15 protein-coding genes are annotated in these 16,701 nt (G+C 69.9%); 6 read left to right on the top strand and 9 right to left on the bottom strand.

Annotation, left to right across the window (positions count from 1 at the left end):
• Nucleotides 1–56: 56 nt before the first annotated feature.
• Entirely contained in the window at nucleotides 57–863 is an 807-nt protein-coding gene (locus ACWGLC_RS02915) for a hypothetical protein (protein ID WP_452098498.1), read from the bottom strand.
• A 325-nt stretch (nucleotides 864–1,188) separates the two neighbouring features.
• On the opposite strand from ACWGLC_RS02915, the gene ACWGLC_RS02920 reads away from it, so the two are divergent.
• The 4 genes from ACWGLC_RS02920 to ACWGLC_RS02935 all read left to right on the top strand — a co-directional run bounded on the left by ACWGLC_RS02920 (nucleotide 1,189) and on the right by ACWGLC_RS02935 (nucleotide 5,020).
• On the top strand, nucleotides 1,189–2,307 hold the full coding sequence (locus ACWGLC_RS02920; protein WP_452098500.1) for a hypothetical protein: 1,119 nt from the start codon (nucleotides 1,189–1,191) through the stop codon (nucleotides 2,305–2,307).
• A 164-nt stretch (nucleotides 2,308–2,471) separates the two neighbouring features.
• On the top strand, nucleotides 2,472–3,239 hold the full coding sequence (locus ACWGLC_RS02925; RefSeq protein ID WP_452098501.1) for a hypothetical protein: 768 nt from the start codon (nucleotides 2,472–2,474) through the stop codon (nucleotides 3,237–3,239).
• A gap of 353 nt (nucleotides 3,240–3,592) precedes the next feature.
• Nucleotides 3,593–4,657 (top strand): hypothetical protein, encoded by a 1,065-nt coding sequence (locus ACWGLC_RS02930; RefSeq protein WP_452098502.1) that lies wholly within the window; start codon nucleotides 3,593–3,595, stop codon nucleotides 4,655–4,657.
• A gap of 153 nt (nucleotides 4,658–4,810) precedes the next feature.
• Entirely contained in the window at nucleotides 4,811–5,020 is a 210-nt protein-coding gene (locus ACWGLC_RS02935; protein ID WP_452098503.1) for a hypothetical protein, read from the top strand.
• 470 nt (nucleotides 5,021–5,490) lie between these two features.
• On the opposite strand, the gene ACWGLC_RS02940 is transcribed toward ACWGLC_RS02935, so the two are convergent.
• The 3 genes from ACWGLC_RS02940 to ACWGLC_RS02950 are packed head-to-tail and all read right to left on the bottom strand — an operon-like array spanning nucleotide 5,491 to nucleotide 8,654.
• Complete coding sequence (locus tag ACWGLC_RS02940; protein ID WP_452098504.1) at nucleotides 5,491–6,417, bottom strand: 1,4-dihydroxy-2-naphthoate polyprenyltransferase; 927 nt, start codon at nucleotides 6,415–6,417, stop codon at nucleotides 5,491–5,493.
• Entirely contained in the window at nucleotides 6,414–7,610 is a 1,197-nt protein-coding gene (gene menE / locus ACWGLC_RS02945; protein WP_452098505.1) for an o-succinylbenzoate--CoA ligase, read from the bottom strand. Before menE ends, ACWGLC_RS02940 begins: the two co-directional genes overlap by 4 nt.
• A 33-nt stretch (nucleotides 7,611–7,643) precedes the next feature.
• A complete protein-coding gene (locus ACWGLC_RS02950; protein ID WP_452098506.1) occupies nucleotides 7,644–8,654 on the bottom strand; it encodes a 1,4-dihydroxy-2-naphthoyl-CoA synthase in 1,011 nt (336 codons plus the stop codon).
• A gap of 23 nt (nucleotides 8,655–8,677) precedes the next feature.
• On the opposite strand from ACWGLC_RS02950, the gene ACWGLC_RS02955 reads away from it, so the two are divergent.
• Complete coding sequence (locus tag ACWGLC_RS02955) at nucleotides 8,678–9,751, top strand: o-succinylbenzoate synthase (RefSeq protein ID WP_452098507.1); 1,074 nt, start codon at nucleotides 8,678–8,680, stop codon at nucleotides 9,749–9,751.
• Nucleotides 9,752–9,915: 164 nt separating this feature from the next.
• Entirely contained in the window at nucleotides 9,916–10,704 is a 789-nt protein-coding gene (locus ACWGLC_RS02960; RefSeq protein WP_452098508.1) for a hypothetical protein, read from the top strand.
• 94 nt (nucleotides 10,705–10,798) lie between these two features.
• Here ACWGLC_RS02960 and ACWGLC_RS02965 read toward each other — a convergent pair whose 3' ends face one another.
• The 5 genes from ACWGLC_RS02965 to ACWGLC_RS02985 all read right to left on the bottom strand — a co-directional run bounded on the left by ACWGLC_RS02965 (nucleotide 10,799) and on the right by ACWGLC_RS02985 (nucleotide 16,644).
• The gene (locus ACWGLC_RS02965; protein WP_452098509.1) at nucleotides 10,799–12,412 is read right to left on the bottom strand and encodes an ABC transporter substrate-binding protein; all 1,614 of its coding nucleotides are present in this window, start codon (nucleotides 12,410–12,412) and stop codon (nucleotides 10,799–10,801) included.
• 216 nt (nucleotides 12,413–12,628) lie between these two features.
• Nucleotides 12,629–13,453 carry an SDR family oxidoreductase gene (locus ACWGLC_RS02970; protein WP_452098510.1) on the bottom strand — a complete coding sequence of 275 codons (825 nt, stop codon included), beginning with the start codon at nucleotides 13,451–13,453 and terminating at the stop codon, nucleotides 12,629–12,631.
• Nucleotides 13,454–13,505: 52 nt separating this feature from the next.
• On the bottom strand, nucleotides 13,506–14,663 hold the full coding sequence (locus ACWGLC_RS02975; protein WP_452098511.1) for a sulfotransferase family protein: 1,158 nt from the start codon (nucleotides 14,661–14,663) through the stop codon (nucleotides 13,506–13,508).
• A 20-nt stretch (nucleotides 14,664–14,683) separates the two neighbouring features.
• Nucleotides 14,684–15,838, bottom strand: coding sequence for a hypothetical protein (locus tag ACWGLC_RS02980; protein ID WP_452098512.1), 1,155 nt, complete (start codon nucleotides 15,836–15,838; stop codon nucleotides 14,684–14,686).
• Nucleotides 15,835–16,644 carry a 3'(2'),5'-bisphosphate nucleotidase CysQ gene (locus ACWGLC_RS02985; RefSeq protein ID WP_452098733.1) on the bottom strand — a complete coding sequence of 270 codons (810 nt, stop codon included), beginning with the start codon at nucleotides 16,642–16,644 and terminating at the stop codon, nucleotides 15,835–15,837. Before ACWGLC_RS02985 ends, ACWGLC_RS02980 begins: the two co-directional genes overlap by 4 nt.
• Nucleotides 16,645–16,701: the final 57 nt, after the last annotated feature.

Below are 16,701 nucleotides of genomic sequence, written 5' to 3' on the forward strand. Positions count from 1 at the left end.
ACCGCGGCTCGCGATGGGCGAGGAGCGACGGTGGGTTCTCGGGGCCGGGCCGCGGACTAGCGTGGGACCGGAGCGTGCGAGCCGTGCGAACCGAGCGAACCGAACGGCCCGGTCGGGCCGGCCGATTCAACCGAGGTCGGGGGAGCCGCGGGTCGACTCTGCTGGGCCCCGGTGGTGGTGGGGACCTCGGTCGGCCGACCCGGCTCTGACGACCCAGGCGTGGTGGGCGAGGTCTCGGTCTCGCCCGGGTTGCCGGTGCCGGGCGTGGTCTCGCCGGGCTCGGTGGGCTCGGTGGGCTCCGTCGGGTCGGTCGGCCCGGGCGAGGTCGAGGGCGGCGTGGTGGGCGACGTCTCGCCGGGGGACGTCGTCGTGGACTCGGAGTCCGGATCGTCCGTCTCGGAGGTCGTCTCCTCGCCCTCGAGCTGGTCGCGGTCCTCGTCGGTGGTTCCCTCGGGGCCGGCGTCGGTACGCGGCTGAGCGGGCGTCCACTGATAGGAGTCGGTCGTCTCCGACACGGGGGTCTCGCGGGTCGGCGCGAGGCTGCCCGCGTCGGCGTCCGGCACGTACAGCGCGCCCGGGGCTGGCTGTACGCCGATGTAGTAGCGGCTGAGGCAGTGGTCTGTGACGTTCTGCGATCCGTCGGTGAAGAACGTCATTCCGGGAGTGCCGCCGTCGGCCTCGGTTGCGCAACGCGCGATGAAACGGCCCGGCTGGGCCTCCTCCTCAGTGGTCTGGCTGGGAGAGGTCAGTTCGGCCGCGGAGGCGGACCGGGGCGCCTCGGAGAGGACCTGCGGTTCCGGCTGCGCGCACGACGCCGCCAGTAGCGCAATTGCGCCGGCGGACAGGAGCACCCGATTTCGCATAACGATAGTGTCTCAGTTCTGTCAAAGGATGGCTACCACTGAAGCGTTAAAGACTTCGGATAGTCCGGAAGGTCACGTTCTCTTCGCCGGGCACGGCACGCCGCTCGCACCCGTCATCGCCTCTCCTGTCCTGATCGACGGCGGATCGCGGAATGTTACCGCCGGTCTCTTGGCGGCCGAGCGCCCGGAGGTTGTCGGGCAGAGGCGTCAGCGGACGACCCGCCGCGAACCCTGTGGCTCGTGTGACTCATGTGACGTATGGTGCCTGTGTGATTGGGGTGTCCCCGGTCGCGTCACGTCCACTCCTCGACGACAAGGTGGCCTCATGTTCCAGCGACGCCCTGACCGCACCGTCCCCCGCTCTCGTTCCCTCGTGCTCGGGGGTGCGCTCGCCGCACTCGCCGTGGTCGGCGGCAGCACGGTGGCCGCCGTCAACTCGCCGGCGGAGGTCGAGGCCGAGGGGATCCAGCTCACGCAGAACGCCGCCGCGCAGGGTGGTGCAACACAGGAAATGCCCCTCGGGACCGAGGTGAACCTGGATCTGGAGCCCGTAGTGGCGCAGGCCGCGGGCGGGACGATCCCTGCCGGGACCACCGTCACGGTCACGGGCCTGCCCGACGGTCTCACCCAGGACGGGTGGGTCATCTCCGGCACCCCGACGCGCGCCGGTGAGTACGACGTGCTGGTCACGGTCTCCAACGCGGACGTCTCACGTTCGCAGCGGGTCACGATCACCGTCACCGAGGGCGCAGAGGGGGCCACGGACCCGACCGTCACCTCCGATCCGTCCGGGACGACGGACCCGTCCGCTGACACCGGGCCTGCCCCGCAGGTCGAGCCGACACTCTCGGCCGTCCCCGGTGAGCGCGCGCGTGGGGGCGCCGAGGAGCCCGGCTCCGGCGATGGTGTCGGTGGCGAGAGCGGCGGCGACGGATCTGGTGTCGACAACGACGACAACGACGACGACAACGGCGACGACAACGGCGACGGCACCGGTGGCAACACCGGGACCGGAGGCGACGGCGAGGGCGGCGCCGGAGGCGACGGGTCCGGCACCACTTCCGACCTGTGTTCAGTTCTCGGTGGCGGCCAGACCGATGCGTCGTCCCTGGCGCAGTTGCTGCCGACTATGGGCGACGAGGACACCGCCTCCACGGGCCTGGTGATGGTGCTGGTCAATGCGGTCGTGGGCCTGCTGCCGTCGGTGCTCGGTGAGGACGGCCCGTTCAGCGACCTCGGCTCGGCGGGCGAGATGCTGTGCACCCTGGCTCCGGGGCTGCTCGGCGGGCAGGGCGGGGCGACCGCCGGGGACCGCCCGGGAGCGGCCGCGACGACCGGGGTGCCCGCAGACGCTCAGCTCCAGGGGGCGGCCGCCGCGCTGCCCATCGGGCCGACCGCGCTCCTGGGTCTGCTCACCACGGGCGCCGGCAGCCTGGGCGGGTGACGTCGGCCGACGGACCGGCCGACTTCGCGGGACCGTAGTGCGCTTGAGGCAGGTTGTCGGACCGGCGCGATAGGCTTCTCCTGTCGTCACCGGCCCTCGGGCTTCCCGGGCTCGACATGAGTCGTCGCCCCATCGCTGCACTGCCATAAAGGAGTCCGCCAGCCATGTTCGCCCGCAAGGTCGTCACCGCCTCCGCTGCCGCGCTCGCCCTGGCGGCACTCGCTGTCCCCGTCGTGAGCGCGCAGGATGGCGGCTCCGATTCCGGTTCGCTTCCGGTTGAGGGGTTGCTCGGTGGGAGTCTCGCGGGTGGATCGCTCGCCGTGGATTCGGCCGGCGAACCGGATCCGGATACGGAGGACGGACCCGGCCAGTCGGACGGTGACCCGGCCCCCGGTGGCGGTAGCGGCTCCGCGGGATCGGGCGGCGGCGACAGCAGTCCTCCTGACCTGGCGCCTGAGGACGGCGCGGTGTGCGATCTGCCGGACCTGGGTGGCTCGGTCGCCAAGTTCTATCCGCTGTTCGGAATCGACGGGATCCCTGCCGGGGTGTTCGACATCGTCACCTCCGCCCTGGACACGTTCCCGAACCTGCTCGAGATCGTGGCGGGCGAGGGGAGCGGTACTGAACTCCTCGGTCGGACCGGCTCGCTGGACGAGGGTCTGTGTAAGACGATCTTCGGTGGCCAGATGGTGATGCCGCCTGTCACCGTGATCGTCGACGGTGACGGGCAGCCCGTCACCACGGTCACGGGCACCGTCGCTCGCGCTCCTCGGGGGATCGGTGCCGCTTCGTCGCCTGCCTCCGTCACCTCTGTTCCGGTTGCAGGGGCTGCGGAGTCCGATACCGGCGATTCCGCTCGCGCGTCCGCGCCCGCTGACGTCGATGGAGGGGGCGCGCGTTCCGCGCTTCCGACCACCGTTCCGGTGTCCTGACCCCGCGTAGCTGGTGCAGGCCGGCTGACAAAGCCGGCTGACGAAGCCGGCGTCACGGCGCGAACTGCCCGGCCCCGCGTGGGGCCGGGCAGTTGCCATTTGTCGCCCTCGGTGGCGAATACCGCGCGGTGCGCGTCCGGGCCCTCCGGGGAGGGCGGTAGCCGGGAGATAAGTCCCCGCCCACATCGAAAACTATACCCCAGGGAGTGTGTTACTAGTGAGACTGATGAGACATAAGTGGTTAATGAGTTAGAAGTAGACAGTTGGTGTGCAAGTGGTTAGAGTGACTCTTGTAATGGTCTGCGCTCTCATTTGGGAGTGAGCGATCGAACCCCTCCGGAAGGAATCAGCCGATGCGTGATCGCCTCGCCCGTCCTCGTCGTATCGTCCGGGGCCGCCTCGTCGCCCCCATCGCAGCCGCCGCCGCTGTCGCACTGGTGGGTGGCGTCGTCGTCGCCACTCCCGATGCGCCGACCGTCCGTCAAGACGTCCAGACCGTCGCGGTGACCATCCCCGGGTTCACGGCCGATGCCGAGTTCTCGTACGACGTCGGCCAGATCATGTGGTCCGGCAGCATGGCCGGTCTCGAGGTCACCAATGTGACCGGCCTGCCTGATGGACTGCGCTTTGAAAACGGCGTCATCGTCGGTACTCCCACTGAGGGTGGTGTCTTCGACGTGACCGTCCACGGCACGATGAACGGCCAGGACGTCACCCTGCCCGTGCAGCTGGTCATCAACAACGCCGACGGCACGGCCCCGGCCGGCTTTGACGCCGGCTCGTCGGGCGCCGTGCAGGGCAGCCTCGGCGGCGAGGCGGAGGCCGGCGGCCAGATCGTCACCGGCTCCGAGGGCGCGGACTCGCTGCTCGACGCAGTCGCCAGCATCGTCGTCGCCCTCGGCGGTAACTCGGACTCCGTCGGCGAGCTCGCGACCGGGTCGACGGGCGGCACCGACACCCCGGGCGGCCCGCTCGGCTCGCTGACCAACACCGAGGGCGGACCGGCCGGCTCGACCACCGAGGGCGAGGCCACCGGCGGCGCCGAGCTGACCACCGAGGGCGAGATCACCGTTCCGGGCTCGTCGGTCCCCGGCTCCACCACCACGGGAACCACCGGCTCGCTCGGCAACGTCGCACCGGGTCTCGCCCTGACCGGTGCCGCCCTGCTGGGCCTGGCCGGCCTGAGCATCGTGCTGAACGGCGGGTCCTCGACTCCGGGTGCCTCCTCGAGCGTGCCGGCGCTGCTCGGTTCCAGCACCGGTGGGACGACCACCGGCGGTTCGACCGGATCGGGCCCGAACGGCTCGTCGACCAACAGCCCGGGTGGTTCGGCGGGCTCGGTCGCCCCGACCGTCGCAGCCGGTTCCCCGAAGAAGCCCCAGGCCCCCGGCCCCACGGTCGCCAATGGCCGCGGCTGACCGCTAGAGACTCCCGGCGGCCGGGCAGGTCGTCGGTGACCCCGTCAACCCCGGTAGGCATCTCCTCACCCGAGATGACTACCGGGGTGGCGTGTATTTCGGGCTACGGTGGTCGGGTCGCGGTGTCGCGGCAACAACGTGCGAAAGGCTGAAGTGCGCATCTCCCGACCTGTCATCGCCTCCGTCGTCGTCCTCGGTGCCATGTCCGCGGCCGGGTTCGCGGCCGGCGCGGTCGAGGATCCCGAGGTCGCACCACCGGTTGTGGAGACTGTTGAGCTCCCACATTCGACCATCAACCCGGACGCCGGACAGTCGGACACGGAGCAGCCGGACGCCGAACAGTCGGACGCCCCGCGGTCCTAGCCGGACTTTCCACCGTCACTTCGCCAGGCACAGTGAGCGCGCCCTACGGAAGGTGCGTTGACTGCGTGCGGCAGCACCAGCCACGCCACCGCTGCCGCGAAGCGCCGCGCCGCGCCGCAGGTCGGCAGCCCGGCCACTTCGTCGACATCACTGCGATCCTTGGTAGCACCATGGTTCGATGCGGGCGAAAATCTCGCCGTGGTGCCATCAAAAGTCGCGGCCCCCACGGATGAGGGGTTGGGCCTGATCGCGGGCGGAGGACCGGAGTCACGAACGACCCGCCCAGTGGATTTCGATCTACTTCGCGGACCCCGTGAGGGGATCGATATTCGGCGTGCGAATCGGCTTCAGGCGTGGGCGAACCGCAATCTGTCGGGTGAATCCGGAGGGCGAATCGCTGTGAAGCGCGAACGCCGAAGCCGAGGGCAGCGCCGAGCACCCGAGCAGCGCCGACATGCCGCCGCCGGCGGCTACAGCGAGGCGATCAGGAAGCCGCAGCTGACGAGCACGCTCCAGGCGAGCATCGCGACCCCGGCCATCCCGAGCGCCGGAATCAGGTCGGCGCCGGAGGCCCGCGCCCGGACCGGGCCGTTGGCCTTCCACGCAATCGGCATCGCGATCAGTCCGAGCAGCGCCCACGGGGTGGCCGGAATCAGCGTGAGGGTGGCCAGAAGCGGTACGAGCAGTTCGAGCACAGCGTGCAGGCCGCGCGTGTTGGAGTCGCCGAGGCGCACGGCGAGGGTGACCTTGCCGGCCTCGGTGTCCGAGGGGATGTCACGCAGGTTGTTGGTGAGGTTGACCGCGCACGAGAAGCTGCCCACCGCCACGGCCGCGACCACCGCGTACCAGGTAATCGACCCGAGCTGGGTGAACTGCGTGCCGAGCACGGCCACCAGCCCGAAGAACACGAACACCGCGACCTCGCCGAGCCCGCGGTAGCCGTAGGGGGTCTTGCCTCCGGTGTAGAACCAGGCGGCGAAGATGCAGGCCAGCCCCACGAGGATGAGCCACGGCGCCGACGTCGCGCTGAGTACGAGACCGGCCGCGCCGCCGAGGCCGAGGAACGCGAACGCCGCCCGCTTCACCGTCGCCGGCTTGGCGAGCCCGGAGCCGACCAAACGCAGCGGCCCCACGCGCTCGTCGTCGGTGCCACGGATCCCGTCGGAGTAGTCGTTGGCGTAGTTGACGCCCACGATGAACGACCAGGCCACGACCAGCGCCAGCAGCGCCTGCCACCAGACGAACCCGCCGGCCAGCCCGGCCGCCGCAGAGCCGACCAGCACCGGTGCGAACGCGTTGGGCCACGTCCGCGGACGCGCGCCTTCCACCCAGTGGGCCAGAGTGGCGCCGCCGGACTCGGCGGGGATGTCGGGGGACTGGAAGGTCTCGCGGGTCATTCTGTGATTGTCCCATCGATGACGCCCCGGGCGACGGCGCGTCGGTCCACCTTGCCGCCCGGCAGCGTGGGGAGCTCGGGCAGGACCGCCACCGTGGCGGGGGCCGAGTGCGCGCCGAGGATCGAGGTCACGTGAGTGCGCAACTCGTCCGGCGCGGCGGGGGAGCGGAGGGTCACCGCCGCGACGGGGCGTGCGCCGAGTCTGGTGTCGGGGATCCCCACGACGACGACGTCGACCACAGCCGCGTGCTGCCGGAGCGCATCCTCCACGGTCTGCGGCAAGAGCGTCAGGCCTCCGACACTGATCGCGTCGTCGAGTCTGCCGAGAATGCGGAGCCGGCCATCCGGGTCGAGCCGGCCGGCATCGTCGGTCCGGAACCACCCCGTGCGGGCGAACGCAGGATGGCCGGATGCGTTGCGGTATCCCAGCGCGACCTGCGGTCCCGCCAGCCAGACCCGACCCGAGGCGGTGTCGTCGTCGTCCTCGATGTGGACCTCCACCCCCTCCAGCGGGACACCGTTGTACACGCACCCGCCCGCGGTCTCGCTCATCCCGTACGTGCGCACCACGCGGATCCCGGCGTCAGCTGCGCGGGCGAGCAGCTCGGGAGGCGCCGCGGCGCCACCGAGCAGGATGGCATCGAGTCGGGCGAGGGCAGCGACGGCCTCGGGAGACCCTTCGTCGAGCACCTTCGCGAGCTGGCCCGGGATGAGCGAGGTGTAACCGCGGGCCCCGCCGGCCACGCACGCCTGCACAGCCGGGGGCAGGCCAGCCGGGTCGAACCCGCCGGACAGGTCCATCACCACCGGGTCGTACCCGGCCCGCAGCGATCGCAGGATCACCTGCAGTCCGGCGATGTGGTGGGCCGGCAGCGCGAGCAGCCACCGGCCCGGACCGCCGAGGAACACATCGGTCGCCGCGGCGGAGGACCCCAGCGCGGCGGCGGACAGCATCGCGCCCTTGGGCGTCCCCGTCGAGCCGGAGGTGCTCACCACCATGGCGGCACGAGCGTCGATAGGCTCGCCCGGCCGCTGGCTGTCGACGAGCAGACGTGTGCGCGCAGGGTCCTCCGCGGGCACCGGCAGCAAGGCGGGCCCGCGGCCCGAGAGCATGTCCACCAGCGGGGGGAACACCTCGGCCACCGCCGGTCCCGCCGGCACGGGAAGGATGCGCAGTTCGCGGGTGTCAGTCACGGCTTCTCTGGTGCCTCGGGCCTGGTGGTGGGGTCAGTAGTAGTACGGGTGGTCGTCCCAGTTGGGCTCGCGCTTCTCCAGGAACGCGTCGCGCCCCTCGACGGCCTCGTCCGTCATGTAGGCCAGCCGCGTGGCCTCGCCGGCGAACACCTGCTGGCCCATCAGGCCGTCGTCGGTGAGGTTGAACGCGAACTTGAGCATGCGCTGCGCGGTGGGCGACTTGCCGTTGATCTGCTGCGCCCACTCGATCGCGGTGTTCTCCAGCTCCGCGTGGTCGATCACGCGGTTGACCGCGCCCATGGCGAACATCTCCTCGGCGGTGTAGGCCTGCCCGAGGAAGAAGATCTCGCGGGCGAACTTCTGGCCGACCTGCTTGGCCAGGTACGCGCTGCCATAGCCGGCATCGAAGGAGCCCACGTCGGCGTCGGTCTGCTTGAATCGGGCGTGCTCGCGGGAGGCCAGGGTCAGGTCGGAGACGACGTGCAGAGAGTGCCCGCCCCCGGCCGCCCAGCCGTTGACCAGGCAGATGACAACCTTGGGCATGGTGCGGATGAGCCGCTGCACCTCGAGGATGTGCAGACGCCCGCCCTCGGCCTTCACCCGCGCCCGGTCGACCTTGTCAGCGGTCGCCCCGGCGACGTCCGAGTCGTGTTCGGTCGAGTACTGGTAGCCGGAACGACCACGGATCCGCTGGTCGCCGCCGGAGCAGAACGCCCAGCCGCCGTCCTTGGAGCTGGGCCCGTTGCCGGTGAACAGGATGGTGCCCACGTCGGGGGAGCGCCGCGCGTGGTCGAACACCCGGTACAGCTCGTCCACCGTGTGCGGCCGGAAGGCGTTGCGCACCTCGGGCCGGTCGAAGGCGATGCGCACGATGCCGTTGGCCCGGCCCTCGCCCACGTGCCGGTGGTAGGTCAGGTCCGTCAGGTCCACGCCATTGCGGAAGCCCTCGATCTCTCGCCACTGCGACGGGTCGAACGGGTTGTCGGCGCTGTCCCGGGGCGTGCCCTGCGACGTGTCCTGCCCGGTGCTGCTCTGCTCAGTCATGGCCTCGACGTTAGCGTGGAGCTATGACATCCGTACCGGGCCCCGAGTCGATCGACGATCTGCTCGACCGCGTGCACGTGGTGGCCCTGCCCATGCGGGTGCGGTTCCGTGGCATCACCGAGCGCGAGGTGGCGCTGGTCGAGGGTCCGTCCGGCTGGGGTGAGTTCGGGGCCTTCCCGGAGTACGACGACGACGAGGCGGCCAACTGGTTGGCATCAGCGATCGAGATGGCGTGGCAGGGTCCGCCGCCGGCGCTGAGGACGCGGGTCGCGGTCAACGCCACGATCCCGGCGATCGCGGCGGGCGAGGTGCCCGCGATCCTGGAGCGGTTCCCCGGCTGCACGACGGTCAAGATCAAGGTCGCCGAGTCCGGACAGGAACTCGTGGACGACGTGGCCCGCGTCGCCGCCGTTCTACAGGCGCGCCCCGGCGTGCGGGTCCGGGTGGACGCCAACGGGGGGTGGGGCGTCGACGAGGCCGCGGCTGCCGTGCGGGTCCTCGACCAGGCCGTCCGCGCCGCCGACCCCTCGCGCGCGCCGGGAACCGGACCGGTGTCGCTCGACGGGCCGGGCCTCGAGTACGTGGAGCAGCCCTGCGCGACGGTCGACGAGTTGGTCGAGCTACGCGGGCGCCTGGCCGCGGACGGGGTGCGGGTCGATGTCGCGGCGGACGAGTCCATCCGCCGCGCCGAGGACCCGCTTCGTGTGGTGCGCGCCGGCGGCGCCGACCGTGCGGTGGTCAAGGTCGCGCCTCTGGGCGGCCCCCGGCGGCTGCTCGCGGTGGCCGCGGAGTTGGGCGTCCCCGTCACCGTGTCCTCGGCGTTGGACTCGGCGGTGGGAGTGTCCGCCGGTGTCGCGGCGGCCGCTGCGCTACCCGGATGTGGTGACGACGACGACGCCGTCCCTGCTGCGGGCCTGGGCACTGGGGGCTTCTTTCTTGAGGACGTGGTCGAGCCGGGTGCGTTCGATCTGGCGGGCGGTCATCTCCCGGTGCGGACCATCGGCCCGGACCCGGCACGGCTGGCGGGACTCCGGGCTGTCGCATACCGCAGGGATTGGTGGCTGGACCGCATCCGCCGCTGTCACCTGTTGCTGTGAACCCGCCGCCATCGCCGAAGTCCGCCGGTCCAGGACGTCTTGCCCGGATGCGTACCGGAGGGTGAGAGTCTCGGGACCCTGACCCGTTCGTCGAGACCTGCAGGGCTACGCCGGGCCTCGGGATTTCGCTACTTTACAGGTGTCAGCCCACTAGGGTTCTCTCCATGGATACTCTTTTTGCAGTGGTCTGGTCCGACGCCGAGGACACGGTTCCCGGCGCCGGCTCTGCCACCGAGACCCCCTCTGACGCTGGTGCCGCCTCCCCGGCACGGGTCCGCGCGGAGATCGCCGAGGCCGTCGCGGAGCCGTTGGCGAACCTGGGTGTGGCGCGCTACGTCGTGAACGTCCGTGACGCCGAGGTCGAAGGCGCACTGATCGACGTCCGCGTGACCCCACGCCGGCTGGTGGCAGCCGTTCGCGCGCGCGTTCCGGTGGCGTCCGCGGCCGGGTGCGCGGACCTACTGCACGCGCTGCGTCGGCTGGGCCCGGTCTCGGCGTGGTCTGTCACCGCCTCGGAAGTCCTTCCGGTGATCGAGTCGACTACCGCCGCCGAGCCACTTCCGCCGGAGGGCGTCAGGTGCGAGGGCATGGCGAATATCGCGTTCCTGCGCCGTCCCGAGCGCATCCCCGGGGAGGAGTGGCTGCGTACCTGGTTGGACGACCACACCACGGTGGCGGTCGACACCCAGTCCACCACCGGCTACACACAGCACGTGGTGGTTCGTGCGTTGACGGACGATGCGCCGGAGATCGACGGCATCGTGGAGGAGATCTTCCCCATCGCGGCGGCCTCCGATCTCGGTGTGTTCTTCGACGCGCCCGGTGACGAGGCGCGGATGGCCGAGAACATGAGGACCATGACCGCCTCGACCTCTCGGTTCCTCGACGAGGGGACGGTCGACGCCGTCCCCACCGGTCGATACGAGATGGAAGTTCGACGACCGGGCATCTGACAACCCGGCCGCGAGCGCGAACGATGAAGCGGCCTCCCCCATCCGTCGTGGGGGAGGCCGCTTCACCGTTCCAGGTGAGAACGCCACCTACATATCAGTCCTCGACATAGGCGTCGTCGAACATGACGACGTTCAGCATGGTGGCCTTGAGGCCGTGGACGGAGTCGTCGACGATCGCGTACTCGTCTCCGTTGGCGATCACCGTGAACGGCAGGACCTCGTTGTGGACCTCCTGCAGTGCGGTGAACGCGGCCTTCTGGGATTCGAGGTCGGAGGCCGCCTTGAGTTCGGTGATCGCCGCGGTGAGCCGGGGGTCGTCCACGCCGGTGAGGTTGGTGGCGCCGGTCGGCGTGAGGGCGCTGGCGAACGCGGAGGCGGGGTCGGCGTCGGAGACGGCGATGCCGCTGAGGACGATCTCGTAATCGCCGGTGAACTGACGGGCGGTCACCTGCGAGACCGGGGCGTTCTCGATGGTCACGTTGAACCCGGCGGCGTCGAGCAGTGCCTTGTTGACCACCCCGGCCTCGATGTTCTCCGGGCCGTCAGCGATGAGGATCGTCACCGCGCCGTCCCAGCCGGTGTCCGCCTTGACCTCCGCCACGAGTTCGGCCGCCCGCTCCTGGTTGTACTCAGGCCCCTCCTGGCCGTCGTAGAAGCGTGAGCTCTCCGCGAGCAGTGCGGACGTGGGCTCACCGTTTCCGCCGGTCAGGCGCTGGTCCATCAGCTCACGGTCCAGGGCGTAGGCCACGGCCTGGCGCGCACGTTGGTCCGTGAGGACACCGTCGTAGCCGGCCGCGCCCGAGTTCATGTTGACGACCGATCCGGAACTGATGATGTCGTGGAAACCCTGGACACCCGCGTCCTGCGCCTCGGCGACGAACTTGGCGCCCCGGAGATAACCCACCTGTAGCTCACCGTTCTGGAACGCTTCGAAGGTGCCCTGCGATCCGGGGATACGGATGAACTCCAGAGTCGGACAGACCGGCCCGCCGTAGTAGTCGGGGTTCGGGGTGAGGACGGTCTTCTGGCCCGGGACGAACTCCTCGAGCACGAAGGCGCCGGCGCCGATGGGGGCGGTTTCCCACGCATCCGGGCTGCTGGCCTCGTACGCCTGTCGGGGGATGACCTCGCCGACGGTGCCGGAGAGCAGGACCGGGAAGCCGGCCCACGGCTCATCGAGGGTGAACTCGACTGTCAGCGGGTCCACCGCCTCGGCATTGGCGACCTGGAGAGCATCGGTCATCGCGGTCGATCGCGTGGCGGGATCCTGATGGAGCCCGAGGGTGAATGCCACGTCCTCGGCGGTCAACGGGTCGCCGTTGGAGAAGGTCACCCCCTCGCGCAGGGTGAGGGTCCACACCGTGTTGTCCTCGTTGGACTCGAGCCCCTCCGCGAGCTGCGGGACGAACTCGCCGGCCTGGGAGTCCCAGCGCATGAGGCGGTCGTATACGGCGGCAGACTGGGCGCCGCCGCGGGTCCCGTACTGGCCCTGGCCCGGTGCGAACGAGGGCAGCATGACGTACTCGCCCATGGTGATCGTGCCGCCTGCCGTGTCCTCGGTGCACTCCTCGCCCATGGTCGGGAGGAGCGAGTCGGCGTCAGCCCGGGCTGCCGTCTCGGAGGCGCCGTTGTCCCCGCCCCCGCACGCGGTGAGGGCCAGGGCGGCGGCTGCGAGGACCGCGACTGAGGTGGGAGCCGTGCGTTTCATTGATTCTCCTTGAGGGGCTGCGGGTCCGAGACGCATGATGCACTGACTTAAAGCGTCTGATGTGATGAATATCACGTTTAACGGGGGTTGGTGACGAAACGTGGCGACGAGGCGCGCACAGGCAGTTGTCGACGGTCGGCTGGGTTCTCTCAGCGCCGGGGAACACCACGCTCACCGCCCGCCTCAGGCCCGGGCGGCCCGGTGGTCAGTACGTCTCTAGTGATGGCTCTGACCGCAGTTGACGTCCAGGCACTGACCGGTGATGCCGCTGGCGAAGTCGGACGCGAGGAAGATCGCGGCGTCCGCGATCTCGTCGGGGGTCGGCAGGCGTCGCGAATCCGTCTGCTGGGCCTTTTCGGCGTACTTCGCGGCAACCGTGGTTTTGCCCTGCGACTCGCGCAGCTCGTAGAACCCGCGGAGCTTCTCGCCCCAGATGTAGCCCGGGGCCACCGAGTTGACGCGAACGCCCTCGGGCGCCAGCTCAACCGAGAGGCTGCGAGCCGCCGCCAACAGTGCCGCCTTGTCCATGCGGTAGGCGCCGAATCCCGGCAGCCGGTTGCGGAGGACGAGCGAGTTGATGAGGACGACTGATCCGCCCCTTTCGGTGAGCGTGGGGGCGAGCTCCTGGACGAGCCCGACCGAGGCCAGGACGTTCAGGTCAGCCTGCTTCCGCATGTCGTCGAGGTCGGCGTCGAGGAGTTTGATAAACGGTGGGTGGACGAACGCCGCGTTCATCAGGACGTCTACGCGACCGAACTCGACGACGGCGGCCCGGACGAGCTCGCGACGAGCGGTTGCGTCTGTGACGTCGGTCGGCACGGCGAGAGCGCGTCGACCCAGTGCTCGCACCTCCTGCCCGATCGACTCGAGGCGGTCGCCATCTCGTGCGGCCAGCACCACGTCGGCGCCGGCCTGCGCGGACCGCACGGCGAGAGAACGGCCAAGATCCGGGCCGACCCCGCTCACCAGTACCACCTTGCCCGTCAGAATGGACGGTGCCGCGGCCCGGGGCCCGGGGGCGGATTCTACGATGTCGTTCATTGTCACTCCTGTGATGTGAGACGTTCGGTGGCCGGGATCCACGTCGCCGGCGTCAGCGGTCGAAAGCGTCCAGGACCTGCTTCTCGGTGAGCCCGTAGTCGGCGAGCGTGTAATTGTGTCGGGGCGCGGCGGCACCACTCCTGGCCTCGCGATCACTCTCGGCGACCGCCGCCTCGACCTCCGGCGTCCAGTCCAGGTCGAACGCCTCATACACCTGGCGCACGGTGGCGACCTGGTCCGCCACGAGGTCGCCGAACGCGATGTCGACGAACTGTGCCCGGTCGTACCTGGCACGCGCGTCGTGAAACGCGTGATACGAGTTCGACCAGAGGTCTAGTTGGGTCCGGCCGATGGTCTCGCCCACGAAGGTCTCCGAGTGGCCCGAAGTCGCGCTGGCGGCGAGTGAACAGGCCGACGCGATGCAGGTGACCGGTTCACGGTGGGTGTAGACGATCAGTGCATCGGGGTAGGCCGTCATGAGAGCGTCCAGCGCGGTCATATGCGACGGGTTCTTCAACACCCAGCGTCTGCCGGTGTCGTTGAGGCCGACCAGTTGCAGGTTTCGCCGATGCCGCGCGTAGGCGTCCGTCCAGTCCTGACCTGCCAGCCACTCGGTGTAGCGCGGTAGATATGCGGTGGTCTGATAGGAGTTCGACTTGCCGGTCTGACGCAGCAACCGCCAGCATTCCTCGACCACGGCGGCGTCCATGTAGTGGATGCCCATGAACTCGGGGTCCGCGGCGTGATGAGCGGCGAACGCCCGCTGCATCGCGGCATACTGCGGGTTCGTTTCCCAGGTGTCGCGGGGAGGGCGGGGCTGCGGGAACTGGGTCAGCCACATCTCGAGCCCCTGGGCGCCCGGGTCGGCGTGGAGAAGCCGGTGCAGGATCGTGGTTCCCGTCCGGGGCAGCCCCATCAGGAAGATCGGACGTTCGACCCGCACATCGCGGTGGCCGGGGTGGGCTGCGAACGCCGCCTCGGTGAGCAGCACCCCGGTGAGGGCGCTTTTGACCTCCGAGCGCTGGAACGCACGACCCCGGGGGGTGAGCCCGGCCTCGGCGGAATTGAGGTCCTCGATGATCACCCGCAGACCTGCTTCGTGGGCGCCGGTGCCGAGATCAGACAGTCCTGTGGAGCGCATGGCGGCGGCCACGATCTCCTCGTACGAGCCGACCTCGGCCCGCTCCCTGGTCATGACGTTGTCACTCATGTGGTGGTCCTTATCTGGTGTCACGAGATCATCCGCTGCGCGATGCCGACCTGGCGGTCGGCGATCCTCGCGGCGTACTGCTCGGCGGTGACGAGGTTGTCGTCGTAGTAGGGCAGGCTCCGGGCGAGGTCGTCGTGGGCGACGAGCTCCACGGACGGCCCGTCGGCCGGGCCGAGCTGACGTCCGATGTGTTGCCAGCGCAGCATGATCACCCCGGACGCGTGGTTCGTGGTGTCGAGCCAGTTCGCAATGCCCGGGTTGCGGGTCGAGATCACGTAACGGAACATCCCGTCCGGGTCGGCCTGCGACTGCGCGGCGGTCAACGACGACTGGTAATGCTCGTAGTCGGTCGACACGTACCACTTGGAACCCAGCTGGATCGCCTGGTACGCGGCGTCGTCGCACACGGGGACGGTGACAACCAGGGCCTGATCGTCCCGCAGGGCGTAGTGACCCAGAGCCGAGTACTGGCTGGCCAACCCGCCCGGTGTCTGCCTGGGCGGGGTCAGGGTGTTGACCGGTTCGGGATAGGTGAACCACTTCGGGAACTCGAACCAGGTGCGGATCCGGGTGGTCAACGCCTTGGCGGCGACGTCGTAGCGCTTCTGGACCCCCTCGCGGGTCAGCGGCGGCCTCGGAACGCCGGCAGTGTCGAGTCTCTGGATGCGGATCGAGCCACGGCGTTCGGCCATCCAGTCGTTGTAGACCTCGCGGATGATCAGGTTGGAGCCCTTGGACAGCCCGAGTTCAGGGCCGAACCGCCACGTGAAGCTGCCGTCGTCAGCGATGTCCAGCTCGCGGTCGTCGAAGGCCGCCAGTGTGGTCGGTGCGCCCGCGGCCGTGTAACTGCCGTCCATCAGCTGGAAGGACAGGTCCGCCGTGGTGCCGCGCACGCCCGAGATCTCGTAGGTCCCGCCCTCGGTGAGGTAGGCGTTGAAGTAGATGGCGTCCGGGTTGTCGAGCCCCTGACGTGCGTACTGATGAGTGCCGTTCATCAACACGGGGTGGACGAGGTCGTAGTCGAAGGCCGCCTGTATCGACGAGCGGATGCTGCCCGCGAGGTAGTCGTAGCCCTCGGCGCGCTCCTGTTCGGTGATGTCGAACGGCGGGTCGGCGATGAGCGCCTCGGCTTCGGCGACCGCTTCCCGCAGGCTCCGGGTCCAGTCCTCGGTCATGAGCTCTTCTCCTCGTTGTCGATCGGGTGGGTCGCGAGATGGTCGAGGATCGGTGCGGCGAGCTCAGGGCGGCATACCAGCAGATCCGGGAGCAGCACGTCGGGTTGGTTGTAGGCAAGCGGCGTTCCGTCGATCCGACTGGTGAACAGCCCGGCGCTTCGGGCCACCGCGACCGGGGCCGCGGAGTCCCATTCGTACTGGCCGCCGGCGTGGACGTAGGCGTCGGTGATCCCCCGGACCACCGAGATGACCTTGACGCCGGCCGAGCCCATCGGCGCCAGGTCCGCGTCGAGCCCGGCCGCGAGCCCCTCGACGAACGCGGGGGGCCGGCTCCGCGAGACCGCGATGCGCGGGCGGGTGGCCGTGGGCTCCGGCAGCACCGGGGCGGTCCCCGTGCGGAAGGTCCGGCCGAGCGCGGGCTGACAGACGGCGCCGGCGGCGAGCTCACCGTCCTGCCACAGTGCCACGTGGACGGCCCAGTCTTCTCGAGGTGGTTCCGAGTACTCCCGGGTCCCGTCGACCGGGTCGATGATCCAGACCCGCCGCGCCGTGTGCCGATCGTGTCGGCCGGCCGTCCCGCGGTGTTCCTCCTCGGAGAGCACCGCGTCCTCGGGCGCATATCTCGCGAAGAGCTCCATCAGCAGTTCGTGTGAGGCTAGGTCGCCGGCGTCCTTCAGTTCCCTGCCCGAGGGCATCGAGTCTCGCAGTTCGAGCAACACCCTGCCTGCGGTGTCCGCCGCCCAGGCAGCGAATCGGTGGTCGTCCCGCAGCACCTCGGGCGGAGGGGACGGGACCCCTCGTCGCATCTGCTTCTGCACAGCCGTCACGATGCCCACGCTCCTCGGTTCGTATTTTGTGTCAGA

This window comes from Dietzia sp. NPDC055877 (genome assembly GCF_053615975.1).

Bases quoted from the DNA above. Each gene is read 5' to 3' on its own strand.
- ACWGLC_RS02915 (WP_452098498.1), bottom strand. From the start codon at position 863: ATGCGAAATCGGGTGCTCCTGTCCGCCGGCGCAATTGCGCTACTGGCG.
- ACWGLC_RS02920 (WP_452098500.1), top strand. From the start codon at position 1,189: ATGTTCCAGCGACGCCCTGACCGCACCGTCCCCCGCTCTCGTTCCCTC.
- ACWGLC_RS02925 (WP_452098501.1), top strand. From the start codon at position 2,472: ATGTTCGCCCGCAAGGTCGTCACCGCCTCCGCTGCCGCGCTCGCCCTG.
- ACWGLC_RS02930 (WP_452098502.1), top strand. From the start codon at position 3,593: ATGCGTGATCGCCTCGCCCGTCCTCGTCGTATCGTCCGGGGCCGCCTC.
- ACWGLC_RS02940 (WP_452098504.1), bottom strand. From the start codon at position 6,417: ATGACCCGCGAGACCTTCCAGTCCCCCGACATCCCCGCCGAGTCCGGC.
- ACWGLC_RS02950 (WP_452098506.1), bottom strand. From the start codon at position 8,654: ATGACTGAGCAGAGCAGCACCGGGCAGGACACGTCGCAGGGCACGCCC.
- ACWGLC_RS02955 (WP_452098507.1), top strand. From the start codon at position 8,678: ATGACATCCGTACCGGGCCCCGAGTCGATCGACGATCTGCTCGACCGC.
- ACWGLC_RS02960 (WP_452098508.1), top strand. From the start codon at position 9,916: ATGGATACTCTTTTTGCAGTGGTCTGGTCCGACGCCGAGGACACGGTT.
- ACWGLC_RS02965 (WP_452098509.1), bottom strand. From the start codon at position 12,412: ATGAAACGCACGGCTCCCACCTCAGTCGCGGTCCTCGCAGCCGCCGCC.
- ACWGLC_RS02970 (WP_452098510.1), bottom strand. From the start codon at position 13,453: ATGAACGACATCGTAGAATCCGCCCCCGGGCCCCGGGCCGCGGCACCG.
- ACWGLC_RS02975 (WP_452098511.1), bottom strand. From the start codon at position 14,663: ATGAGTGACAACGTCATGACCAGGGAGCGGGCCGAGGTCGGCTCGTAC.
- ACWGLC_RS02980 (WP_452098512.1), bottom strand. From the start codon at position 15,838: ATGACCGAGGACTGGACCCGGAGCCTGCGGGAAGCGGTCGCCGAAGCC.
- ACWGLC_RS02985 (WP_452098733.1), bottom strand. From the start codon at position 16,644: ATGCGACGAGGGGTCCCGTCCCCTCCGCCCGAGGTGCTGCGGGACGAC.